We start from the raw sequence: 24,107 nt of genomic DNA, 5'->3' as shown, positions 1-24,107 counted from the left end.
GACCCACCACCAATCGATTCCCTATGGCCAAAGACATTCTTCTGATCATGCTCGAATTCGACAACTGGGAGCAAGCACGCTCCTGGTCGTACACGGGTTCGTACGCTTTCATCGACGGCTTTCGCGAGAATGGTCACCGCTGCACCCTGTTGCCGGCCATCCATGGCCGGGCACCGGACGCCGCCGATAGTTTCATCGGCCACGCCGAAACCCTGCTCGCCGGCCGGACCTTTGATGAAGCCTGGATCTGGTGCAATCACGCCGCCTTCGACGAGCGCTTCTGGACCTGGTTGAAACAGGTCGCACCGGTTCGGGTGGGGGTCGTGCTCGAATCACTCAACCACAGCGATGAAGAACTCGAGGCCCTGCCCTTCCTCGCCAAGCGCCGCGACGACGCCTTCACTTGCCTGCCCCATTGCACCCACGCAATCGCCGCCGACGAAGCCGACGTCGCCGAAATTCAACAAGTTTTCGGCATTCCGACGCTATGGAATGTTTTCATGGTACCGGAGAGTTTCATCCGCGAGGATGCCCCGCCGGCCAGCGATATCGCCGCCTTCATCGGCGCCGCCTACTTCACCGGCCCGGCCTACAACTACCCGAAGGCGCACACCCTGCTGCGCAACCGCTTTCTCAGTGACCCGCGCCTGGAAGGCCTGATGAACCGCCCGCACTTCCAACTGCCGGAACGCAGCAGCGAAACACTGGTGCGCTTCGAAGCGCTGCATGGCGAAATGCGGCAAAGCTTGCTGGCCGGCGAAATCGATGCCGCGACACTGGCCGGCTTCGCCGACGAACTGCATCGCCTGCGCGCCGACCTCTTTGCGCTGTTTCTCGAAGGTCTTCGCCTGGGCATGGCCTGCGTCAACCTGCCGACTCTGGTCAAGGCGTTTTCAGGCCGGGTGATCGAGGCGATGGCTGCCGCCGTACCCAGCATCAGTTGGCTGCCACCGGACCGCCCGGAATGCGCCCGCCTGTTTGCGGATGGTGCAGACGTACTGCTGTTCGACAGCGTCGAAAACCTGGCGGGGAAAATCACCACGCTGCGCGCGCAGCCCGACTTTCGTAACCAACTGGTCCGGCAGGCCCGAACCGGGCTGCGCCAGCGCCACACCAGCCGCATTCGCTGCCGCCAATACGGCTGCTGGATCGACACTGGCGAAACCCCGATTTTTGAGGCCAACGTCACCCCATGATCATCACCCGCACGCCCTTCCGGATTTCCTTTTTCGGTGGCGGTACCGATTACCCGGCCTGGTATCTCGAACACGGCGGCCTGGTGCTCGCCACTACCATCGACAAATACTGCTACATCACCTGCCGGCACCTGCCGCCGTTTTTCGAACACAAGCACCGGATTGTCTATTCACATATAGAAAACGTCCGCGAGATTGCCGAAATCCAGCATCCGGCGGTGCGTGCCGTGCTCGACTGCCTGAAGGTCGAAGATGGACTGGAAATTCACCATGACGGCGACCTGCCGGCCCGTTCCGGGCTTGGCTCCAGCTCGTCGTTTACGGTCGGGCTGCTGCATGCGATCTGCGCCCTGCGCGGCCAGTACGTGTCGAAGGATGAACTGGCCAGCCAGGCCATTTATGTCGAACAAAAGGTCATTCGGGAAAATGTCGGCTCCCAGGACCAGATATCTGCCGCTTTTGGCGGCCTGAACCGCATCGAATTCCGCCAGAACGACAGTTTCGACGTTGCCCCGGTGATTACCGCACCGGACCGCCTGGCCGATCTGCAGGGCCACCTGATGCTGTTCTTCACCGGCGTTTCGCGGATTGCCTCGGAAGTTGCCAAGGCCAAGATCGACAACCTGAAGAACCGGGTAGTTGAACTGAAAGCCATGCACGCCATGGTCGATGAAGCGATCGCCGTCCTGCAGGACCGGCAGACCCCGATCACCGCCTTTGGCGAACTGCTCGACCGCAGCTGGCAGCTCAAGCGCAGCTTGTCGGATCGGGTGTCGACGCCGGAAATCGATGCCCTCTACAGCGCTGCCCGGGAGGCCGGAGCAACCGGTGGCAAGATCATCGGCGCGGGCGGCGGCGGTTTCCTGCTGCTGTTTGTCCGGCCGGAATACCAGGCACGGGTCCGCGAACGGTTGCACGGGCTGGTGCACGTGCCGTTCAAGTTCGAGAATTCGGGCAGCCGCGTCGTGCTCTACCAGCCGAACGGACTCTGAAGCGCGATGACCATGCATGCCGAAAGCCCTATTTACATCGCCGGACACCGTGGTCTGATCGGCTCGGCCCTCATCCGCCGCCTGACCGCGGCAGACCATCGCCACCTGATCACCCGCGACCGGAGCGATCTGGACCTGACCGACGGCCGGGCGACCGATGCCTTTTTCGCCACCACCCGGCCGGAATACGTGGTCCTCGCCGCCGGCAGGGTCGGAGGCATCATCGAAAACCAGCAATTTCCGGCCGATTTCATCACCAGCAACCTGGCAATCCAGCTCAATGTTGTGCAGGCGGCGAGGCGCCACGGCGTCCGTCGCCTGATCCTGCTTGGTTCATCCTGCATGTATCCGCGCGAATGCCAACAGCCGATGGCGGAAAGCGCGCTGCTCACGGGCCAGCCGGAACCGACCAGCCTGGCCTATGCGATCGCCAAGCTGGCTGGCGTCCAGCTTTGCCTGGCCTGCAACCAGCAAGACGGCGAACAACGCTTCGTCCCGCTGATCCCGAACAGCGCTTACGGCCCTCACGACAATTTCGATCTCGGGTCCGGCCATGTCCTGGCCTCGCTGATCCGGCGCTTCGTCGAGGCCGCGCAGCAAGGAGCGCCCAGTGTCACGCTGTGGGGGTCGGGCCGGCCGCGCCGGGAATTCGTTTTCGCCGACGACATCGCCGATGCCTGCGTGCAACTACTGAGCCAAGACCTGTCCACACTGGAACTGCCGGTCAACCTGGGCAGTGGCATCGACTATTCGATCGCCCAACTGGCCGAAAAAATCGCCGACCTCGTCGGCTATGCTGGCCAAATCATTTGGGATTCCGGCAAACCAGACGGTGCTCCGCAGAAGTTGCTCGACAGTAGCCGCCTGCGAGACTGGGGCTGGCAGGCATCGACCTCGCTCGACCAAGGGCTACGCGAAACCATCGACTGGTACCGAAAAACCTGCGCGCAGGAAGGACAAGCATGAATGCATCGACAATCGACCTGACAGCCAAGGCGCGCTGGGTCTGGCTCGAAACCCTGCGCATCCACCGCCGGGCGCCGGAAACCCGGCTCGCCTCGTCGCTGTCGCCCATCGAAATTTTCGTCTCTCTTTACTACGGCGGGATCTTGCGTTTCGATCCAGCCCAGCCTCTCGCCGAAACCCGCGACCGCTGCATCATCAGCAAGGGCCACGGTTCGATCTGCATGTACCCGATCCTCGCCGACCTTGGTTTCTTTGCCCGAGAAGAACTCGAGCACGTCTGCGAAACTGGCAGCTTTCTCGGCGGCATCCCGGACCCGGTGATCCCCGGCTATGAAACGGTCAATGGCTCGCTTGGGCATGGTCTCGGCGTCGCCACCGGAATCGCGCTAGGACTCAAGCGCAAAGGCAGCGACCGCGACATCTTCGTCGTCGCTGGCGACGGCGAACTGCATGAAGGCGCCAACTGGGAAGCCGCAATGTTTGCCAGCCAGCATCGCCTCGACAACCTCAACCTGATCGTCGACAACAACCGGATCAGCATGCTCGGCCACACCGACGACATTGTTTCCCACGGTCGGCTCGCCGATCGCCTTGGCGCCTTCGGCTGGTCCTGCGCGGAAGTCGATGGTCACGACGTCGACGCCGTCCACGCTGCGCTCCGTGCCATGCAGGGCAAACGGAACGGCGCCCCGAAGGCACTGATCGCCAATACGCTCAAGGGGCGTGGCGTGCCCGGACTGGAGGATGCCCCGCTGTGCCACATCATGAATCCCAAGGTGGAAACGCTCGACCAGTTGCTCGGGGAGGCACCATGACCGACCGCCCCCAGGCCATGCGCGACGCCCTGCTGCGGCGGATCTGCGAGGCGATGGCCGATGACCCGAAGCTGTTCTTTGTCTGCGCCGATTTCGGCTCGCCGGTGCTGGACACCATCCGCGAGCGCTTTCCGGAGCGCTTCATTAACGTCGGCATTGCCGAGCAAAATCTGATCAACATCTCGGCCGGCCTCGCCCTCGAGGGCTATACGGTTTTTGCCTACGCCATCGCGCCCTTCATCACGATGCGTTGCTACGAGCAGATCCGGGTCAGCCTGGCGCTGCTCTCGCAAGTCCGCCCGCTCAACGTCAACCTGATCGGCGTCGGCGCCGGCTACAGCTATGTGGTGTCCGGCCCGACCCACCAGTGCTACGAAGACCTGACGCTGATGCGCGCGATGCCCAATATGGCGGTCTATTCGCCAGCCGACCACATTACCGCCGCCGCGCTCTTCGAGCGCTGCCTGATGCTCGGCGGCCCGAAATACCTGCGCCTCGATGCCCAGGTACTGCCAGCCCTGTACGCTGAAGCGCCGCCGGATATGGAGTCCGGCTTCCAGTGCCATCGCACGGGCGACAGGCTATGCCTTGTCGCCACCGGCTACATGGTGCACACCGCGCTCAAAGTCGCCGAACGTCTGGCCACGGCCGGAGAACAGGTCGGCGTCATCGACCTGTTCGACCTCAGCGGTTTTGACCAGCAGCGCCTGGCCGAGACACTTGCCGCCTACGCTGGCGTCGTCAGCCTGGAGGAAGGCTTCCGCGGACGCGGCGGGCTCGATGCCATGCTGTTCGACTTCTGCGCCGGTCGGCGGCTGCCGCCCCGCCTGCTGAACATCGGGGTCGAGGGCGGCTATCGCTTCGAACTCGGCTCGCGCAGCGAACTGCACGAACAGGTCTCGATCGGAGAAAACGCCGTCACCGAGCGCGTGACCCGCTTCCTTGCCGAACTCTCCGAAGGTGAAACAAACCGCATGGGTAGCCGCTAATGGCAAGACAACTCGACGTTCTGTTCATCAACCCCGATTCGTCGGCCAAGGCCTACCAGGGGCTGGCCCAGGTCTACTCGGCGGTCGAACCGCCGACCTGGTCGCTGCTGCTGGCCGAATCCTGCCGGGCCAAAGGTTTCGGGGTAGCGATCCTCGACTGCGACGCCGAGAAGCTGACCCTCGAACAGGCCGTGAGCCGCATCGGCGAGACCGCGCCCCGACTGATCGTGATGGTCGTCTATGGCCAAAACCCGAATTCCGGCACGACCAGCATGATCGGTGCGCTGGCGTTGGCCCGCGCGATCAAGGCGGATGGCGGCCACGCACCGGTCTGCTGCGTCGGCTCTCATGTCAGCGCCCTGCCCATGGACGTGCTCGGCCACGATTGCATCGACATCGTCCTTCTGAACGAGGGAGTTTATGCCCTGCACCAGCTACTGGCCGGCAATCTGGGCAGCGACCTCGGAACGACCAAGGGGATCGGCCACAAGAGGCACCAGCTACCGACCCTCAACCCGCCACAGGACATCGTGCCGCAAGCGCGGATGGACATCGACCTGCCCGGCTACGCCTGGGACCTGCTGCCCTATCGGAAAAAGCCGCTCGATCTCTACCGCGCCCATTTCTGGCACGCCGGTTTCGATCATGCTCAGCGGACGCCCTTCGCGGCGATATACACCTCGCTCGGCTGCTCCTTCGGTTGCGATTTTTGCATGATCAACATCGTCAACCGTAGCAATAACGACGATGGCATCGACGCCTCGCATTCGCGCGGCATGCGCTACTGGAGCCCGCAGTGGGTCGCCCGGGAAATGCAGAAACTGGCCGGACTCGGCGTCCGCACGCTGCGCATCAGCGACGAGATGTTCTTCCTCAACCGGAAATACTACGCGCCGGTACTGCAGCAGGTGATCGACCACGGCTTCGACTTCAACTTGTGGACCTACGCCCGCGTCGACACCGTGCGCGAGGACCAGTTGGCCCTGTTCAAGCGGGCCGGCGTCAACTGGCTGGCACTCGGCGTCGAAGCCGGCAATCAGAGCGTTCGCCAGGAAGTGTCCAAGGGCTCGTTCCGCGACGTCAATATCCGCGAAATCTGCCAGACCGTGCGCGACGCCGACATCAACGTGATCAGCAACTTCATCTTCGGTTTCCCGGACGATACGCTGGAAACCATGCAGGAAACGCTGGACCTGGCCCTTGAACTGAATACCGAAATGGCCAATATGTACCCCTGCCAGGCCCTGCCCGGCAGTCCGATGTACTACCAGGCCAAGCGGAACGGCTGGGCCCTGCCGGATTCCTACGAAGGTTATGCCTTCCTGTCCTACGAATGCCAGCCTTTGCCGACCAAGCACCTGTCGTCGGCCGAAGTACTTGCTTTCCGGGACCGGGCATGGCACACCTACTTTACCAACCCGGCCTATCTCGACCTGGTCGAACGCCGTTTCGGCGGCGACGAGCGGTGCAATGTCGAACATATGGCCAGCCTCAAACTGAAAAGGAAAATCCTCGGCGACTGAGGCCGTGGATTTAGTGAGAACTGATGAAATTTCCGCTGATGCGTAACAACATTCTGCGCCAGGATCTCGATGCGGTGATCGAGCACCTGAAGCAGGACGATCCGATGCTCACTCACGGCGCCAACGTGCGCGCCTTCGAAGAAGAATGGTCCCGCTGGCTGGGGGTCAAGTACAGCGTCTTCGTCAATTCCGGCGCTTCGGCCAATCTACTGACGCTGGCGGCACTCAAAATCCGCCATCCAGAGGGCGGCGAAGTCATCGTCCCGCCGCTGGGTTGGGTCTCCGATGTCGCGGCCGTGCTGCAAAACGGGTTCACTCCGGTCTTCGCCGACATCAACCCGCGCACGCTGGCGATGGATACCGCGCAGATTCTCGCCCGGATCGGCGAAAAAACCCGCGCCGTGCTGCTCGTGCACGCCCAGGGCTTCGACGGCCTGAGCGACGAACTGCTCTCCGAACTCGAGCGCCGCGGCATTCCGCTGATCGAAGACGTCTGCGAATCGCACGGCGCCACGCACAATGGCCAGCGCCTGGGCAGTTTCGGCTGGGTCTCCAATTTCTCGTTCTATTACGCCCATCACATGAGCACGATCGAGGGCGGCATGGTGTGTACCAACGACCCCGATCTCTACCAGCAGATCCGCATCCTGCGTTCTCACGGCATGGTCCGCGAGGCCAACGATCCGGCCATCCTCTCGGCTTACCAGACGGACCACCCCGAGCTGAACCCTGATTTCATCTTTGCCTATCCGGCCTACAACGTCCGCAATACCGAGATCGGCGGCATTCTCGGGCGCAGCCAGTTGAAACGTCTGGACGCCAACGTCGTGCGCCGCACCGAAAATCTGCGGCGCTTCCTGAGCCGGATCGACGCCGGCAAGTTCCGAACCGATTTCGAACTCGCGGGGTCGAGCAACTACGCCTTCAATCTGATCCTGCGCGAGCCCGACGACGAACTCGTCCACCGGGTCATGGTGCAGATGCGCGCGGGCGGCATTGAGTTTCGCCGGGGCAGCGCCGGCGGCGGCAACCAGGTCCGCCAACCTTATCTCCGGGGCATCGTTCCCGACGGGCATCATTTGAACTTCCCGGAAACCGAGCACGTGCATTTCTACGGCTTCTATCTCGGCAATTTCCCCGACCTGCGCGACGAGGAAATCGACACCATCTGCACCATTCTGAACGCCGCCTGATGCACCGGCTGATCGTCGATACCGCCATCATTCTCGCAGGGGGGCTGGGCACTCGTCTGCGGGCGGCGGTTCCCGACCTGCCCAAACCGATGGCACCGATCGCCGGCCGCCCCTTTCTCGACTACCTGCTCGACTACTGGATCGCTCAGGGCATCCGGCGCTTCATCCTTTCTGTCGGCTACCGGGCCGAGACGATCCGCAGCCATTTCGGCAGCACCTACCGCGGCGCCCGCATCGACTACGCCGAGGAAACGACTCCCCTCGGGACCGGCGGCGGCCTGCTGCTCGCCGCCCGTCAACTGGCGGGGACGAACCCGGTGTTGGTCGTCAACGGCGACACCTTTTTTGCGGTCGACCTCGGTCAACTGGCTGATTTCCATCGCCGCAGCCAGGCCGACTGGACTTTCTGCACCTTCAGTACCAGCGAGAACGGACGCTACCTGGGCATGGATATCGCGCCGGACGGACGCGTCGAAGCCTTCCGGAGCGGGCGGAACAGTGGCGAGCGACTGGCCAACGGCGGCATCTACCTGGTCGCTCCGGGGCTTCTCGCCAACACTGGGCATTCTCCCGGCCAGGCGCTGTCGCTGGAAGACACGCTGTTCCCCACCCTGCTCGCCCGGGGCTGCCGTTTCTACGGCGCCGAATTCCCGGGCAATTTCATCGACATCGGCATCCCCGAGGACTACGCCCGGGCAGCCGCTATACTCGCCATCCGGCATGCCTAACAACATCAGGAGACTTCCTTGAGCTTCAACATTCTCGTTACCGGCGGCGCCGGCTATCTGGGCTCGACGCTGGTTCCCGACCTGCTCCAGGCCGGACACAAGGTCACCGTCGTCGACAACTTCATGTTCCAGCAGGCCAGCCTCAATCACGTCTGCCATCACCCCGACTTCAACGTGATCCGCGGTGACGTCCGGATCGAAAGCACCATCAAGCCGCTGCTCGCCAAGGCCGATATCATTATTCCGCTCGCCGCCTACGTCGGCGCACCGCTGTGCAACCAGGACCCGATCGGCGCCGAGACGATCAATCACGACGCGATCAAGCTGATGCTGAAACTGGTCTCGGCGGAACAACGCATCCTGATGCCGACCACCAACAGCGCGTACGGCAGCGGCGACGAAAACAATTTCTGCACCGAAGAGTCGCCCTTGCGACCAATCTCGAAGTACGCGATCGACAAGGTGGAAATCGAAAAACACCTGATGCAACATCGCAACACCATCAGTTTCCGACTGGCCACGGTGTTCGGCATGTCGCCGCGCATGCGCATCGACCTGCTGGTCAATGATTTTACTTACCGCGCCGTGCACGACCGCTTCATCGTCCTGTTCGAGGGTCATTTCAAGCGCAATTACATCCACGTCCGCGATGTCTCGCGCGTTTTCCAGCACGGTATCAATAACTTCGAAACAATGAAGGGGGAAATCTACAACGTCGGTCTCTCCGAAGCCAATGTCTCGAAAATGGAGCTTTGCGAACACATCCAGAAGCAGCTTCCTGGCTTCGTCTTCATGGAAGCACCGGTCGGCAAGGACCCCGACCAGCGTAACTACATCGTCTCGAACGCCAAGCTTGAAGCGACCGGCTTCCGCACCTCGGTCACGCTGGATGCAGGCATTGCCGAGCTGATCAAGGGCTTCACGATGCTCAAAAACTCGATATACGGCAACGTCTGAGCGATGGATTTCAAGCTCGTTTACGGCAACCATGGTCGCGATCCCTTCCACATCATGGATACCCTCCTGCTGATCAAGCTCAGCCTGGAGGCCCTCGGCTACAAGGCCGACCTGGAAGAACGGATGATTCCCGGCAAGATGAACATCATGCTCGAATGCTTCACTTACGACTTTGTCGAGGCGATGAAGGAAGCCCGGAAAACCCCAGGCACGGAATTCATCGTCGTCGCTACCGAATTCGTCACTGGCAATAGCTTCAACGACTTCAACAGCGGCGATAGCGAATCGGCTCGCAACTCGCATTACGATGTACCGGAATACTGGCGCAAGCGATTCCGGACCTTTCTGGTCGCCCAGGAGATGACGCGCGCCGTCTGGCATCTGGCTGAGAGCCAGGTGACCCCATTCAAGGAAGCGACCGGCAACGCCAGCGTCTTCTATCTGCCGCATGGTTACGTTGATGGCTTCGCCCGGGTAGGACACAAGCTGGCGCAGCACAAAGACATCGATGCCATTTTCACCGGCACGCTGACCGATCACCGCAACACCCTGATTCGCGAATTGGCCAAGCGCGGCGTCAACGTCGTCGCGACCAAGCCGTTGAGTTTCGTGCTGCGCGAAGACCTGATCGCCCGCGCCAAGATCGGCCTGAACATCAGGCAGACCGATAGCTGGCAACATCCGTCGAACTCGCGCTACCACTACCACCTGTCGAACGACTCCCTGCTGCTTTCCGAACAGACGCCAGTGCCATGCGATCTTTCGCCCTACATCGTCGAGGCGGCCCCGGAAAACTTTGTCGAACGCTGCTGCCAAATACTTGCCGATGGCCAATGGGCAAACGAAGCCCGCATACGCCGGGAGCGATTCATGGCCGAAATGCCGATGCCTGTGCTGATGAACCGGCTGCTCGACGCCACCTACAGCCAAGCCTGACCCGTCTAAAGGGAAACACATGATGAATTTTTTTGGATGGGCAACGGATGGAAAATTTAGTTGATTCAACATTCAACCCGAGTAACCCAAATCATCGACAAAGTCATGCACTGCAAATTTGATGATCCTACTGATTTACTAAAGCTGATTCTGATTGAAAAATCCGGCCACGTTCAAATTGATTCGATTGGCGCAATGCACCCCCTTGAACTGGAAGAGTTTGAATTGCACTGCATTGGTAAAAGAACAGGCTATTCGATGAGAATTGGTTTTTTTTGTCCCAATGAGGGGTTCGCAGGAAATTTCGGATATCTCCCTTTGGAACTAGAAAACCATGGCTGCGAAGTACTATGGCTATTTGGCACCATCGCCGGCTACCTCGAGTCCAATCACAAGAATAAATGGCTAATCATCAACGACATGGCGAGACGAATCTACGGGATTGACGCGATTGTGACAGCCAGTGTTATGGACTGTCTCCCGAACGGGCCGCTGCATGTACTTCACGATCATCTTTCCTTCGCGCACTTCGATCTTGAGGGACATATTGATCGCCTGCTACATTCTACGGGGCGGGAAAATCGGGCATTGTCATCGTTACGCGAACTATTCAATGATCTCTCGGCCTTCGTCGCATTTCTTCCGTTCTATGACCTGATACTAACACCGTCACAGGCAATCACGGACCTAACACTGAAGGCCCTCTATTTTTCCGGTTATGACTCCCTTCCCTTCCTATCAGGAGCCCCAGAAAACAAATTGAAACTTGATACGATTTCACATCTAGTTGATGTGAAATCGTATCGCGACAACATTACTGTTTTTCAGTCGGGATACTGCAAACTGGATGCCCCAATAAGGCAATACGGGAACACGCCGGCAGAAAATATCATTGTCTTTGCACCAACCCCAAACGACACCACTGGCAACAAGGAAAATCCGCTATGGACAAGCGTTCTGGTAGTGAATAGCCATGGCGTCGAATTGCTGCGCAATTTATGCCAAAATTTTCCTGATTACAAAATCATATTCAAGCCGTACAAGGACGAATTACCAGAAGTTGTAGAAAATATCCGCAGAAAACTATCTGACTGCACCAATCTAGAAATCGATGGATGTGGCAGCATGTATTGGGATTTATATTCGCGAACAAAAATTTTAATTTCTGATTTTTCGAGCACTGCTTATACCTTCGCACTAGGTATCGGTCGCCCCGTCGTCTTCTTTAGCCCAAACGAAGACTCTCTACCAGAAGAGGCTCTCAATAACACTTATTGCCGGAACCGCTGCAAAATAGGTTTGGTAGCCAAAACAACAAATGAAGTTGCCAAGGCTATTTCAATAATGATTGGTGATTACCATAAATTCCTTTCACGCGTTTCCGACTTCAGGCAACAAAACTGCGTACAACCAGGCTATGCAAGTGCAGCAGGGGCAGCAGCAATTGTTAGCGCCATCTCCGAGCGGCGAAAAGAGCAACCACTCGGCAATATGGGAATTCGACTAAAACGATCGTAGATAAAAATGAGCCTGCAATTATCTGGCAAGAAGTTGTTTGAGGAAGCCAGCAAAGTTATATGGATCACGGGCCTTTCCGGTGCGGGTAAGTCTTCGCTTGCCAGTGAGCTTGTGCCCCGACTCCGCGCTGAGGGCAAGGCAGTAATTCAACTGGATGGTGATGAGTTACGCGATGTCTTTGGCGCTGCTGCTACTAATGCACGAAACCATGGGCGCGAAGGCCGCTTAGAGCTTGCAATGCAATATGCAAATTTGTGCCGGATTATTTCTTCACAAGGGATTACGGTGGTAATCGCGACCATTTCACTATTTCGCGAAGTACATGATTGGAACCGTAAGAATTTACCTGGCTACTTTGAGGTCTATCTTAAAGTCCCCTTGGAGGAGTTGCGTCGACGGGATCCAAAGGGAATATACCGCCGCTTCGATGAGGGGGAACTCTCCAATGTAGCCGGTTTAGATTTATTCATTGACGAGCCAAAGAACGCTAACTGGGTCGCGGAGTTCTCCCCTTGGGAAACACCGCAGCAGTTAGCAGATAGTTTGATGAAGTCATTAAAGATAGGCGAATGAGATGATGCCAACACTCAAGGCGGGGGACTTCACAGGACTCGCCAAAGATTACTCCCAACATCGGCCAGATTACTGCCCATCGATTCTCAATGCACTACTCGGTTTGCTTAATAAGCCAAGTGTTGACATCGATTTTGTAGACGTTGGCGCTGGCACCGGCATTTGGACGCGCATGGTTTACCGCAAAGGCGTAAATTCAGTTATCGCCGTGGAGCCCAATGATGACATGCGAGCCAACGGCCTAGCTGATAGTATCGGCACTGGTGTGCAATGGCTAGCAGGTAGTGCAGAACAAACAGGACTGCCAGATGCTTGTTGTGATTGGCTATCAATGGCATCTAGCTTCCATTGGGCTGATTTTAATAAAGCAACAAAGGAGTTTCAACGGCTATTGCGGCCGGGAGGACGTTTCACAGCACTCTGGAACCCTCGTTTAATTGAGACCAACCCACTATTAGTCACAATAGAAGCCTATCTTGGCATGTTGCAACCGAACATTAAACGGGTTTCTTCCGGTCGATCAGGCCTTACAGAAATATTGACTGAACAACTTTGGCGTTCTCCTTATTTCGACGATGTCGTCTATCTTGAGGGACGTCACGTCATCGCAATGACAACTGAACGTTATCTCGGCGCTTGGCGTTCAGTAAATGATCTCAGGGTGCAACTTGGCCCACAGAAATTTGAAGCATTCCTGAAATTTGTAGAGCAGCAAATCGCCGGGTTAAATGTAATTGAGGCAACCTATCTGACTCGTGCTTGGTCCGCACGTCGCATGGGCTAATTGGCGATGCCTCTAACGTTCACCACCAAGGCCGGCACGCTATCACTGTTGCTTGGAAAATTAGATTCGGCACATATTGCCCCACTGATAACGTTTACGGTTGCTACTTGGAGGGCTGATCGTGGGAGGTGCATTGATAGGGTACTTCCCGACATCGGTGCTGGGCCATGGATTGTGCGTTCCAGTTGTCAGCGCGAGGACAGAGCGGGAGCATCTAGAGCTGGCGAATTCTTGACGCTACCCAATATTTACGCAGATGGGTTGGAAAAAGCCATAGAACAGGTTATCGCTTCGTATGGAGAAGCGGTTGCTGACGACGAAGTGTTGATTCAACCAATGTTGCAAAACGTTGTTCGTTCCGGAGTGGCTTTTTCACACGACCCGAACACCTGCGCCCCCTATCGTGTGGTGAATTGGGCTGAGGGTAGCGATACGACTGTCGTTACAGGCGGAATGGGTGGACGCACCTGGCAGCAAGCGGCACAGTCACCTCTCCCACCACCGGCAATTTTTGTAGGGGTGGTGACCTTACTAGAAGAACTGCTCGTTTTATTCGGTGATATACCGGTGGACTGTGAGTTTGCTGTAACCCACGAGAAAGACATTGAAACTCTGTGGCTGCTACAGGCTCGGTCACTGACCCTGCCCCATATATCGCTCCCCCCCTCCGTGCAAGCCCAACGGCTGCAACACATACAGGACAAAATAACACGGGGAATGCAGTCGCATCCTTTCCTGATGGGGCGGCGCACCGTTTACGGCGTAATGCCTGACTGGAACCCAGCAGAAATAGTTGGCATTCGACCAAAACCGCTGGCGCTATCGCTTTATCGAGAACTAATTACTGATACGATATGGGCATATCAGCGCCACAACTACGGCTACCGAAATCTGCGTAGTTTTCCATTAATGCCGCACTTCTTCGGTCTTCCGTACATTGATGTACGCTTGTCTTTTAACTCCTTCGTTCCCGCCGACCTGAACGAAGGACTGGCCGGGCGATTGGTAGATCACTACATAGACCGCCTACTTGCCGAACCGATGCTACACGACAAGGTTGAATTTGAAATTGTTTTTTCCTGCTATACCTTGGATTTGCCTCAGAGACTGGAACGTTTAGCGGCGGCAGGATTCTCTGTGAGGGAACGCGGGGCGATTGCTGACAGTTTGCGGCAACTTACCAATCGCATTGTCCATCCTAAGGATGGCCTTTGGCGTGAGGATGCAGCCAAACTGGAAATCTTGAACACCCGCAGGAAGAAGTTGCTGGCATCCAACGCTGATCCACTGGAACTGATTTACTGGTTGCTCGAAGATGCAAAACGCTATGGCACCTTACCCTTTGCCGGCCTGGCTCGCGTGGGTTTCGTTGCAGTACAGATGCTGAAGTCGCTGGTGGCTGTGGGCGTTTTCTCGCAAACCGACTATGAAACTTTCCTTGGTGGTGTTTCTACAGTCAGCGGGCAATTGGTGCGTGATCGAGCAAACTTGGATCGAAGCACTTTCCTCTCTAAGTACGGCCATTTGCGCCCGGGCACTTACGACATTCTCTCTCCACGCTACGACGAGGCGCCGGAAATGTATTTCGACTGGAGCCAAGAGACACCTGCAATAGAGCCAGTTCCCCCTTTCTCTGTGACTTTGCCGCAGATGCGCGAGGTGGTAAAACTTCTCGAAACACATGGTTTGCAGCCCAACCCAGTGAGTTTGTTTGACTTCTTGCAGGCGGGTATTGAGCTCAGGGAGTTTTCGAAGTTCCATTTCACGCACAATCTGTCGGATGTACTGGCGCTGATCACCGAATACGGTGCGCAATGGGGCTTCACACGCGAAGATTTGGCTTACTGTGATATTGCTGTATTTAAGGAACTGCATGTTGCGGCAGCTGATACACGAGATGTGCTTTTTCGCAGCATCGAGCAGGGGAAGGCGCGATATGCGGAAACGCTGAAAATTTCTTTACCCCCATTAATCTCCAAGCCAACGGATGTATGGGCTTTCGAGTGGCCAGAAACGGAGCCGAATTTCATCACACAAAAGCAGGTTACCGCACCAGTAGTTGGGCTCAACGAGCTTGAGCGACTGCAGGGAGCGATCGTTTGTATACCTAATGCCGACCCGGGGTTCGACTGGCTATTTTCCCATCCCATTGCAGGTCTTATTACTGCCTGGGGAGGAGCCAATTCACACATGGCAATTCGTTCTGGTGAGTTGGGACTACCTGCCGTGATTGGTGCGGGAGAGGTTTTATATCGCCGCTGGTCGTGTTCTCATCGCCTACACTTAGATTGCGTCGGACGACGGGTAGAAATATTGACATGAAAAGAGTTGTCGTCAGTCAGCGAGTAGACATATTCCCCGGCCAAAATGAACAGCGCGATGCTTTAGATCAAAGACTGATCGAATTTTTGCTTCATACCGATTGCATCCCAGTTCCTATTCCCAATAGTTTGTTTCCTAAACCTGACACATTAGCCCGCTGGCTTGCTGCTGTTGCACCGGCTGCAGTCATTCTATCCGGCGGCAATGATATCGGTAGCTGTCACTCTCGAGACCTCACAGAATATGGTCTTTTGGATTATGCAGAGCACAACCATTTACCAGTTCTTGGAATCTGTCGCGGAATGCAGATGATCGGGGTTCGTGCAGGCGTCAAACTGCGAACAGTTAAGTTGCACGTGAAGACGCGCCACACCATCCATGGTGAAATCGTCCGAGAAGTCAACAGTTATCACAAGCTAGCGCTATCCACATGCCCTATAGGATTCAATGTTCTCGCGCGCAGTACCGATGGAGAGATCGAAGCCATTCGACATGAGAAGCTATGTTGGGAAGGATGGATGTGGCATCCAGAACGAGAACCTAGCTTTGAGAATGATGACATCACCCGATTGAGGAAACTACTCGGTAGCAACTGAAAACGAGGCAAACAAACGATGTGATTCCAGATACCTGAGGCTAATGGCCTAGAGGAAAAATCCATACGCCATAACAACCCACATGGATACTATATTTCATGCTTATCCAACAGTGGACCGCAACCATACTCTCAGAACAAAGTCAGCAAAACCGGAAAAACATGAAAGCAATCATACTCGCCGCTGGACGTGGCAGCCGGATGCAAAATCTCACTGACAAAACCCCAAAGTGCCTTGTCGAATTGCACGGCAAGCCGCTCTTGCACTGGCAACTTGCAGCACTCCAAGCAGCCGGAATCGATGAAGTAGCACTCGTCACCGGATACCGCAGTGAACTTCTAGCTCTGCCCCACATCACCAGATTCCACAACCCGTGTTGGGCGGAGACGAATATGGTGTCCTCGCTCGCCTACGCTGAAGACTGGCTATTGGAGGGGCCATGCATCGTTAGTTACTCGGATATTTTCTACACTGCCGAAACAGTCCGCGCATTGATCGAAGCCCCCAATGCCATACTAACAATTACTTACGACCCTAACTGGCTTCCCCACTGGCAAGCTCGCTTCGCCAATCCGCTCGACGACGCGGAAACCTTCCGTCTTGGTATCGATGGTCGACAAGTAATCGAAATTGGCGGCAAACCGAAATCACTACTCGAAATTGAAGGGCAATACATGGGACTACTACGCGTCTTACCATCCGGCTGGCAAGCCATGAAGACCCTTCGTGAAACCATGACAGCCGATCAGCGGGACCGTATGCACATGACCGGCACCCTGCAGCAACTGATTGATGCGGGTGTCAAAATAACTAGTATCCCGTGCCATGGCGAATGGGGCGAAATCGACTCGCCTGACGATCTCCGTGTGTATGCAGCCCCAAAAAAATAGAATTGAGCTTCCGAACCATGTCTGTAAACATCAATTTATGCCCACTACCATACTCTGGAGAGGGTTTTGTCAACGCAGTGTTGCGTGAAGTTCTTGCAGAACATAGTTACGAAACAGAAGCAACATTCGCAAAGGAAGTAGGTCAGCCATGCTACAAAATAAAAAGCCCCGGCAACTTGAAGAATGAATCCTCTGCCTACGACAGTAACAATGGCTGGATATTCCTATACCGTAATCTGTGTGACATTATCCCTCTCTTCGCCCAGGCCATGATCAAAGCGGGAGAGCCAACAGTACCAGTGGGCTACCAGCTAGAAGATGCGATCGAGATGGTTATTTCACACAATCTCAGGATTGTGGTACCGCCACTGATCCGCTTGCAGCGAGAATGCAGAGGGGTTTCCATCCGTTACGAAGAACTCGTTGCAGACCCGCGAGGCACGCTGGAAAAGACGCTGCTCCATTTCGGGCTGGAGATCGACCGAACGCTACTGGCCCAAGCCATCGAACGACATAGCCAGAGCTTGCAGGCTCTCCACGAGAGCACCCAACTCCCTGGTGGCTACCGACAGTATTTCGACGTTCAGACCAGTAATCTGTTCCGGATATTTCTCGGCGATGAGCAATTGGCACTCGGCTACCACATGGACGATCTACCGGCATCGCCGACGCCACTATCGAAGGGGCTGAGTTTCTTCGGGACACGCCGCCGGCCTTACTACATCTCGGCTCAAGACTACCGCCATTCATCAGCCGGAATACGCTGCCTGCACTACCTCTGCCATGCCTTGAAGCAACTCGGTGAAGAGGCCTACATCGTACATGCAAGCGAACTCAATGAACGCCTGCAAACTCCACCACTCACCAGCGAAATCGTTCACAAACACTACCTTGCAGGCAAACACCCAATCGTAGTTTACCCGGAGGTGGTCAAAGGCAATCCGCTGTCCATTCCAGGGGTAGCACGCTGGCTGCTCAATCGCCCCGGGCATCTTGGCGGCGACACCGACTTCAACCCTGCAGAGGAAATATTTTACTTCGCAAGGTGGTGCCTACCAGAGGGAGTGAATGGAAAAATTCTCAACCTCCCGACTATTGATGGCGAAATATTCAACAACGAAAACAACCGCCACGATCAAGCTCGAAGCGGCCGTTATTATTATGCAAACAAATATTATTTGTCTGGCGCTCCTTTATGCCCGGAAATAACTGGTGAAGCAATAAGTCTAGGTCAGGAAAAATCATTAACACCAGAGAATATCGCAGACATCCTGAGAACAGCTGAGGCACTTTATTGTTACGAATTGAGCAGCATAATTCCGGAGGCCCTGTCTTGCGGCTGCCCAGTAATCATCGTCCCTTCGGAATACTGGAATAATCACGGCGACCCCCGCATTTTCCAGAATCCCGGGATTGAATTGGCCAGCACTCAATACGCACTGGCGATCGCAAAAGCAGAAATCTCTCTTTACCGAACATTCACGCCCGATCAGTTTAATTACTACTGGTGGCAAGTCGAAAGGTTTATTCAAACAACCCAGGACCAACCTCTCCCAAACAAAGAGAGCCTAGGCAACAACGCACCACAGGACATGCTCTTGGGGTTCTGGCTCCTGGACAAGGAAGACCGGCAGAAAAAAGCATCCACACTGGCCGCATTCTACGACCAGATTCTTAGCCAACCTGCAAGCAAAGCTTCAGCGAGGAAAACAGACACTTCAATCAATCTCTCCTCTCCCCTAAGCAATCAGGAGTGGCTGAAGAAAAGGAAAGCTTCTGAGTGGGACTATGGCACGACAAGCCATCAAGCAACCGCAAATTCACGCAACACCACATCATTCAGCCTCCTGATCAGACTGAACCAAGGTGAAATACCAAAGCTTGCAGATACACTGGACAGCCTCGCACAGCAGCTTTACGACAACTGGTCGCTTGACGTTATCAGCACACTTCCTGCACCAGATGCTGTTAAGGAAAACTCCCTTTTTGGTTGGCACACCATTGAGACAACAGAACAGGCCGATGCACTCATCCACTCGCTCGGCTTGCGAGAGGGATGCGACTGGATCGTAGAACTACCGCCCGGTGCCGTTCTCGACCCACTGTATCTATTGCGACTGGCCGATGAAATTCATCGCGCCCCGGACATCCGTGCATTTTTTGTAGATGACTACACAATTACCTCGGATGGTATTTGTAGCGAGTTGCGATTAAAACCGGGCCTTAATATCGAGCACCTGCGATCCATGGATCTAGCCGGGCCAATTTGCATCCACCGGGATAGCTGGGTAGTCGTACAAGGTCGTGGCACAAGTAACGGCAGCCCGTGGTTTTCTCAACTCCTGCAAATAACCGATAAATTTGGCTGGTCTTCGATCAAACACATTCCTGACGCCCTGATCAGCTATCCCGACACCTTTCCCACCAACACCGACGCCTGCCTACTGGCGCTCTACCAGCATCTCGCCAAAAACACCCCTGGCAGCGAGATTCTTGCCGCCACGGAAAAATCCTGGCGCATCCGGTATCCGCTCAGCAGAACGCCCCGGGTTGCGATTGCCGTATTGTCCAGTAACCAACCCGATCTACTTCGCCGCTGCCTAGAAAGCATCACCCAGAAAACGGGCTACCCTGATTTTGAAATTCTGCTCCAGCTTTCTCCGGAGGAAAAATCTGACCGATTCCTTGCCGAGTGGATTGCACAGCAACAGGATGGAAGCCGATTCCAGCTTACCGTCGTTGATCGGTCAGAGGCCGATGATCTTTCAGCACAATGCAATCGCGCAGTTCGAATTTTCTCCGGAGAGTTCCTGGCAGCCATCCGGGAGGATATCGTCATCATTCAACCAGAATGGCTGGAAGAACTGGTTCGTACCGCACTCCAATGCAACATCGCGGTAGTCGCCCCCCGCGTCATTCGCGCTGGCGATGCACACATAAGAAGTGTTGGGCAGGTTCTTGGCCTACGAGGGACGCTTACTTCCCCTTACGCCAATGAAGCGACGCTGAAGGACAACGGCTACCTTGACTATCTCCAGGTCGCCCGCGATGTCAGTTCAGTATCGAATGCTTGCGCTCTGCTCAACAAAGCAGCATTTGATGCACTAGATGGCATAGACACAAACCTGCCCGATCCGAATTTTGCTTGGGCTGATTTTTGCCTCAAGCAGCTGGCAGCCGGGCATCGTTTGCTTTGCCAGCCATTAGCCACGGTCGTCGATTGTGACACGCCCCCTCTTGATATCGAGGCTGATTTCGAACGCCACACCCACAGGAAGCTAGCAAAGGCTCAGGGGGAACGACTATTCAATCAGCGCTGGCTGGCGGCTTTTCCCGCAGACCCGTTCTGGAACCCGAACCTGTCACTGCACAGTGAACAAATCGTCCCTGAAACGGATTACCTGCCGCAGTGGCGCCACCTGCCCGATCAGGCATATCGGATTTTTGCCAGGCCAATCACCGGCGCGCAAGCCACTTATCGGATTACGTCCCCACTCCAGGCCCTCGTGAATGCCGGCAGGGTCGCACAGTGCGTGTGGCCGATGGGCAGCAGCCCGCGCGACGAACTCAGCATGGCTGAACTGGCGCGCCTGTCCGCAGATACCGTGATTGTGCAAAACTACATCCACGAGCACCATCTTGCAGCACTGGAAAACTGGCGAAGACTGCCAAATCGCCCGTTTACCGTTTACGCCCTGGACGATCTGATCACCCGCATGGCGGAGAACAGCCATTTCCAGAAGAATTTCCCGGTCAACAGCGCGGGCAGGCTGAAATTCGCCCTCGAACGTTGCGACCGACTGGTGGTGAGCACGGACTTCCTGGCCGAGATTTATGCAGGACTGAGTAAGGACATCCTTGTCGTTCCAAACCGGCTGGAAAGCGCATTGTGGCTCCCTCTTGTCAGTCGCAAGCGTACCAGCAAGAAACCGAGGATCGGCTGGGCGGGAGGATCCGGGCATTATGCTGACCTCACCCTACTCAAGGAAGTGATTGAACGTACACGTCATGAAGCCGACTGGGTTTTCTTTGGCATGTGCCCGGATGAAATCCGTCCCCTGATAACTGAATTCCATGGTCTTGAGCAATTAGCCGCCTATCCAGCAAAACTGGCCTCACTCAACCTGGACATTGCGGTCGCACCGCTCGAGCAGATTCCTTTCAATCAGGCCAAAAGCAATCTCCGCCTTCTGGAATACGGGGCTCTCGGCATTCCTGTGGTCTGCACCGACATCACCCCATACCGGAACAGCCCAGCCCATTGTGTCGCCAACACCACCGATGCCTGGGTCAACGCCCTGCGCGAAAGGATCAACGACCCCGATGCGCGTGAGCGTGAGGGAATAATCTTGCGCCAATGGGTCAGACAGCATTACTTGTTAGAGAACCATCTTGACGAATGGTTGGCAGCCCATCAACCGGAGTAGTCGTAGCATCAGAAAAGCACGGAACAGCATCGCTAAAATTTTTTCTAAAGTATTGCCCCCGGTGGTCGTTAAGTAATCTGTCAGCAAATTTTCACCGTACGAAAGAGTTGAAAGACCGGCCAGACAGGCAATCAGCTCAAGTACCCACTTATCAGGAGAAGCAAAATGAGCACGATCAACACCAACGCCTATTCCCTCAACGCACAGCGCAATCTGGCCAAGAACTCGCTTGGTCTGGGCTCTGCCCTTGAGCGCCTGTCCTCCGGCCTCCGCGTGAATTCAGCCAAGGACGATGCTGCAGGTTTGGCCATCGGCATGGACATGGAGAAGGAAGCCCGTGGAATTGCTGCCGATATCCGGGCCTCCTCCGACGTCATCTCCAAAGCCCAGGTTGCCGACGGTGCCCTGTCGGTGGTGGGCGACATGACCCAGCGTATCGCCGAACTGGTCAAACAACAAACCAACGCCAATCTGACCACCGCCCAGAAGGGTTACATCGGATCGGAAATCACCAAACTGGTAAGCGAAGCCAATACAATTCAGGACAACGCAAAGTTCAACGGTACGGTTGCTTTCACCAAGGTCACTATCTCCTGTGCCGCGGACATGAGCACCCAACTCAGCTCGATCGCAAGCGCGCGCGCCACAGAAGGCGCCACGATGAACACTGAGGAATTCAAGATCCAGTCCTACCGGGTCAGTTACGAAAACACCATGGCTGCAAAAAGCCGCATCATGGATGCTGACTTCGCTGAAGAAACCTCACGCTTGGCCCGCTTCCAGATTCTCCAGCAGGCTGGTACGGCGATGGTCGCTCAGGCTAACGCTGTTCCGCAGAACGTACTGTCACTGCTCCGCTAATAATCGCGCTTTCTGACGAGCACATCGGTGCGGTGGCAAAAAATTGCCACCGCACCATTTTGTTTTGGAGCAAATGATGAACATCGAATCGATCAACACCGCCGGTGCATCGCAACGCCCTCAGGAAGCAAGCGGGCAGACAGTTTCCCGACAAACTGCCGTCAAAAACGGTGCCAGCGTCAACAACCAATCAGAGAGCATCCAGCCGAGCAAGCAGGAAACGCAGAAAAAACAGGATCTCAGTGTTGAAAATGCGGTCGAACGACTAAGCAAGTTTGTCGCAAACACGAAAGCCGAAATCAGCTTCTCGATTGACCAGGAATCTGGTATACAAGTCGTCAAGGTCCTCGACAGTCAAACAAAAGATGTAATACGTCAGTTCCCATCAGAGGAAGCCATTCAACTGGCTCAGGCGCTGGACAAGCTGCAAGGATTACTTGTCAAGGACAAGGCCTGATTCAAGTTTTTTAGGAGTAGATATCATGGCAACAGTGAGTTCATTAGGCATTGGCGCGGGCGTTGACCTGCAGTCCATGCTGTCGTCGATCATCTCGGCGGAGAGATCCCCGATCAGGACACTTGAGGCCAAGATATCTTCTACGAATACAAAGATTTCACTTTACGGGGAACTGAAATCGAAACTCGACGCACTGAAGAGTGCAAGCCTTACCTTGGAACTGCCAAGCATGCTGGGCGCGATCACTGCAAAATCCAGCGATTCGACAATTCTGAGTTCCAGCGCAGCCTCTTACGCAACGCCTGGCAGTTATGCCGTCGAGGTTCAACAACTCGCTAGCGCACAAAAAAGCTTTTCATATGCTTACGACAGTGGCACCAGTTTTGGTCAAGGCACACTGAATTTTTCCGTTGATGGCGTACCTCAACCCGCAATTGAACTCAATGATCAAGCTAGTTACACGCTGACGGAAGTCAGCGCGCGAATCAATAACGCCAAGATGGGAATTACGGCAACGGTGATCGCTGGTGTGGATGGAGACCGTTTGGTACTTACCGGAGAAAAATCCGGAGCAAGCAACAGTTTTTCGTTCACTACTGACATCGCCGCCCCGGACTCAGTCCCCCCTGGCAGCACGCAAAATCTGCTGTCCGCTTTTGATCCATCGACAGACCTTGCCTCCACGCCCGCCCGGAACGCTCTCATCAGCATTGATGGCATCAGCGTCAGCTCGGCTACCAATACTTTTTCAGATGCAGTCCCCGGCCTCAGCTTCACAGCACAGAAGGAAGGCAGCGTAACCGTCTCGGTAGAAAACGACAGCAGCAAGATCAAGGATGCCGTCAAAAAATTTGTCGAGGCGTATAACAGTATTGTCACGCATATCAAGAACAACAGCTCATACGACCTGGAGACAAAAACGGCCAAGGGATTCAACGGGGACTCCGCCGCACGTTCGATTCGGGACACCCTGAACAGCGTTCGCAATACTGTTCCCAACGGCTTGTCTGGAAATCAGTTTCAGGCGCTTGCCGACCTCGGCGTAACAATTCAGCAAGACGGTCAGCTATCTATCGACGATACCATGCTGAATCAATCGCTTGAGCGATCTGCTGATGATGTCATGCAAACGCTTAGCAAGTATGGCGCTTCATTCAATAGTGCAATAAACGACCTTATGAGCCAGAATGGCGCGCTGACCAGCCGTGTCGAAGGTTTGAACAACTCGGTCAGTCGCTTCAAGGATAATCAGGCAGCTCTTGAAACGCGGGTTGCGTTGATTGAACAACGTTATCGCAAACAGTTCACTGCTCTGGATACCCTGATCAGTTCAATGCAGACGACCAGCAGTTATCTCACACAGCAGCTAAGCACCTTGTCGTAG

20 protein-coding genes are annotated in these 24,107 nt (G+C 55.7%); all 20 read left to right on the top strand.

Annotated elements, in window-relative coordinates; translation table 11 throughout:
- The first annotated feature begins 23 nt into the window (after positions 1 to 23).
- The 20 genes from BJN45_RS04395 to fliD all read left to right on the top strand — a co-directional run bounded on the left by BJN45_RS04395 (position 24) and on the right by fliD (position 24,107).
- On the top strand, positions 24 to 1,196 hold the full coding sequence (locus BJN45_RS04395) for a glycosyltransferase (RefSeq protein WP_076092388.1): 1,173 nt from the start codon (positions 24 to 26) through the stop codon (positions 1,194 to 1,196).
- On the top strand, positions 1,193 to 2,188 hold the full coding sequence (locus tag BJN45_RS04390) for a kinase (protein ID WP_076092386.1): 996 nt from the start codon (positions 1,193 to 1,195) through the stop codon (positions 2,186 to 2,188). Before BJN45_RS04395 ends, BJN45_RS04390 begins: the two co-directional genes overlap by 4 nt.
- 6 nt (positions 2,189 to 2,194) lie before the next feature.
- Positions 2,195 to 3,154, top strand: coding sequence for a GDP-L-fucose synthase family protein (locus tag BJN45_RS04385; protein ID WP_205750534.1), 960 nt, complete (start codon positions 2,195 to 2,197; stop codon positions 3,152 to 3,154).
- Positions 3,151 to 3,969, top strand: a complete 819-nt coding sequence (locus BJN45_RS04380; RefSeq protein ID WP_076092384.1) for a transketolase — start codon at positions 3,151 to 3,153, stop codon at positions 3,967 to 3,969. The genes BJN45_RS04385 and BJN45_RS04380 overlap by 4 nt, the downstream gene beginning before the upstream one ends.
- On the top strand, positions 3,966 to 4,958 hold the full coding sequence (locus BJN45_RS04375; RefSeq protein WP_076092382.1) for a transketolase family protein: 993 nt from the start codon (positions 3,966 to 3,968) through the stop codon (positions 4,956 to 4,958). The genes BJN45_RS04380 and BJN45_RS04375 overlap by 4 nt, the downstream gene beginning before the upstream one ends.
- Positions 4,958 to 6,481, top strand: a complete 1,524-nt coding sequence (locus BJN45_RS04370; protein WP_076092380.1) for a B12-binding domain-containing radical SAM protein — start codon at positions 4,958 to 4,960, stop codon at positions 6,479 to 6,481. The genes BJN45_RS04375 and BJN45_RS04370 overlap by 1 nt, the downstream gene beginning before the upstream one ends.
- Positions 6,482 to 6,519: 38 nt before the next feature.
- Positions 6,520 to 7,674 (top strand): DegT/DnrJ/EryC1/StrS family aminotransferase, encoded by a 1,155-nt coding sequence (locus BJN45_RS04365; protein WP_076092570.1) that lies wholly within the window; start codon positions 6,520 to 6,522, stop codon positions 7,672 to 7,674.
- Positions 7,674 to 8,402, top strand: a complete 729-nt coding sequence (locus BJN45_RS04360; protein WP_076092378.1) for a sugar phosphate nucleotidyltransferase — start codon at positions 7,674 to 7,676, stop codon at positions 8,400 to 8,402. Before BJN45_RS04365 ends, BJN45_RS04360 begins: the two co-directional genes overlap by 1 nt.
- An 18-nt stretch (positions 8,403 to 8,420) precedes the next feature.
- A complete protein-coding gene (locus BJN45_RS04355) occupies positions 8,421 to 9,359 on the top strand; it encodes an NAD-dependent epimerase/dehydratase family protein (protein WP_076092376.1) in 939 nt (312 codons plus the stop codon).
- A 3-nt stretch (positions 9,360 to 9,362) separates the two neighbouring features.
- Positions 9,363 to 10,295 (top strand): hypothetical protein, encoded by a 933-nt coding sequence (locus tag BJN45_RS04350; RefSeq protein ID WP_076092374.1) that lies wholly within the window; start codon positions 9,363 to 9,365, stop codon positions 10,293 to 10,295.
- 60 nt (positions 10,296 to 10,355) lie between these two features.
- A complete protein-coding gene (locus BJN45_RS17585) occupies positions 10,356 to 11,813 on the top strand; it encodes a CDP-glycerol glycerophosphotransferase family protein (protein WP_139326284.1) in 1,458 nt (485 codons plus the stop codon).
- A gap of 6 nt (positions 11,814 to 11,819) precedes the next feature.
- Positions 11,820 to 12,386 carry an adenylyl-sulfate kinase gene (locus BJN45_RS04340; RefSeq protein WP_076092370.1) on the top strand — a complete coding sequence of 189 codons (567 nt, stop codon included), beginning with the start codon at positions 11,820 to 11,822 and terminating at the stop codon, positions 12,384 to 12,386.
- A gap of 1 nt (position 12,387) precedes the next feature.
- The gene (locus BJN45_RS17850; RefSeq protein WP_076092368.1) at positions 12,388 to 13,170 is read left to right on the top strand and encodes a class I SAM-dependent methyltransferase; all 783 of its coding nucleotides are present in this window, start codon (positions 12,388 to 12,390) and stop codon (positions 13,168 to 13,170) included.
- Positions 13,171 to 13,176: 6 nt separating this feature from the next.
- A complete protein-coding gene (locus tag BJN45_RS04330) occupies positions 13,177 to 15,492 on the top strand; it encodes a PEP-utilizing enzyme (RefSeq protein WP_076092366.1) in 2,316 nt (771 codons plus the stop codon).
- Positions 15,489 to 16,088 carry a gamma-glutamyl-gamma-aminobutyrate hydrolase family protein gene (locus tag BJN45_RS04325; RefSeq protein ID WP_076092363.1) on the top strand — a complete coding sequence of 200 codons (600 nt, stop codon included), beginning with the start codon at positions 15,489 to 15,491 and terminating at the stop codon, positions 16,086 to 16,088. The genes BJN45_RS04330 and BJN45_RS04325 overlap by 4 nt, the downstream gene beginning before the upstream one ends.
- A gap of 161 nt (positions 16,089 to 16,249) precedes the next feature.
- Complete coding sequence (locus BJN45_RS04320; protein WP_076092568.1) at positions 16,250 to 16,978, top strand: phosphocholine cytidylyltransferase family protein; 729 nt, start codon at positions 16,250 to 16,252, stop codon at positions 16,976 to 16,978.
- 17 nt (positions 16,979 to 16,995) lie between these two features.
- On the top strand, positions 16,996 to 21,405 hold the full coding sequence (locus tag BJN45_RS04310; protein WP_139326283.1) for a glycosyltransferase: 4,410 nt from the start codon (positions 16,996 to 16,998) through the stop codon (positions 21,403 to 21,405).
- 165 nt (positions 21,406 to 21,570) lie between these two features.
- Positions 21,571 to 22,266 carry a flagellin gene (locus BJN45_RS04305; protein WP_076092357.1) on the top strand — a complete coding sequence of 232 codons (696 nt, stop codon included), beginning with the start codon at positions 21,571 to 21,573 and terminating at the stop codon, positions 22,264 to 22,266.
- A gap of 73 nt (positions 22,267 to 22,339) precedes the next feature.
- The gene (locus BJN45_RS04300) at positions 22,340 to 22,723 is read left to right on the top strand and encodes a flagellar protein FlaG (RefSeq protein ID WP_205750533.1); all 384 of its coding nucleotides are present in this window, start codon (positions 22,340 to 22,342) and stop codon (positions 22,721 to 22,723) included.
- Between the two features lie 25 nt (positions 22,724 to 22,748).
- Entirely contained in the window at positions 22,749 to 24,107 is a 1,359-nt protein-coding gene (gene fliD / locus BJN45_RS04295; protein ID WP_076092355.1) for a flagellar filament capping protein FliD, read from the top strand.

The organism is Azonexus hydrophilus, from assembly GCF_001956855.1.
GTDB classification, from domain to species: Bacteria; Pseudomonadota; Gammaproteobacteria; order Burkholderiales; family Rhodocyclaceae; genus Azonexus; species Azonexus hydrophilus_A.
This window is presented reverse-complemented; position numbering and strand designations above follow the sequence as displayed.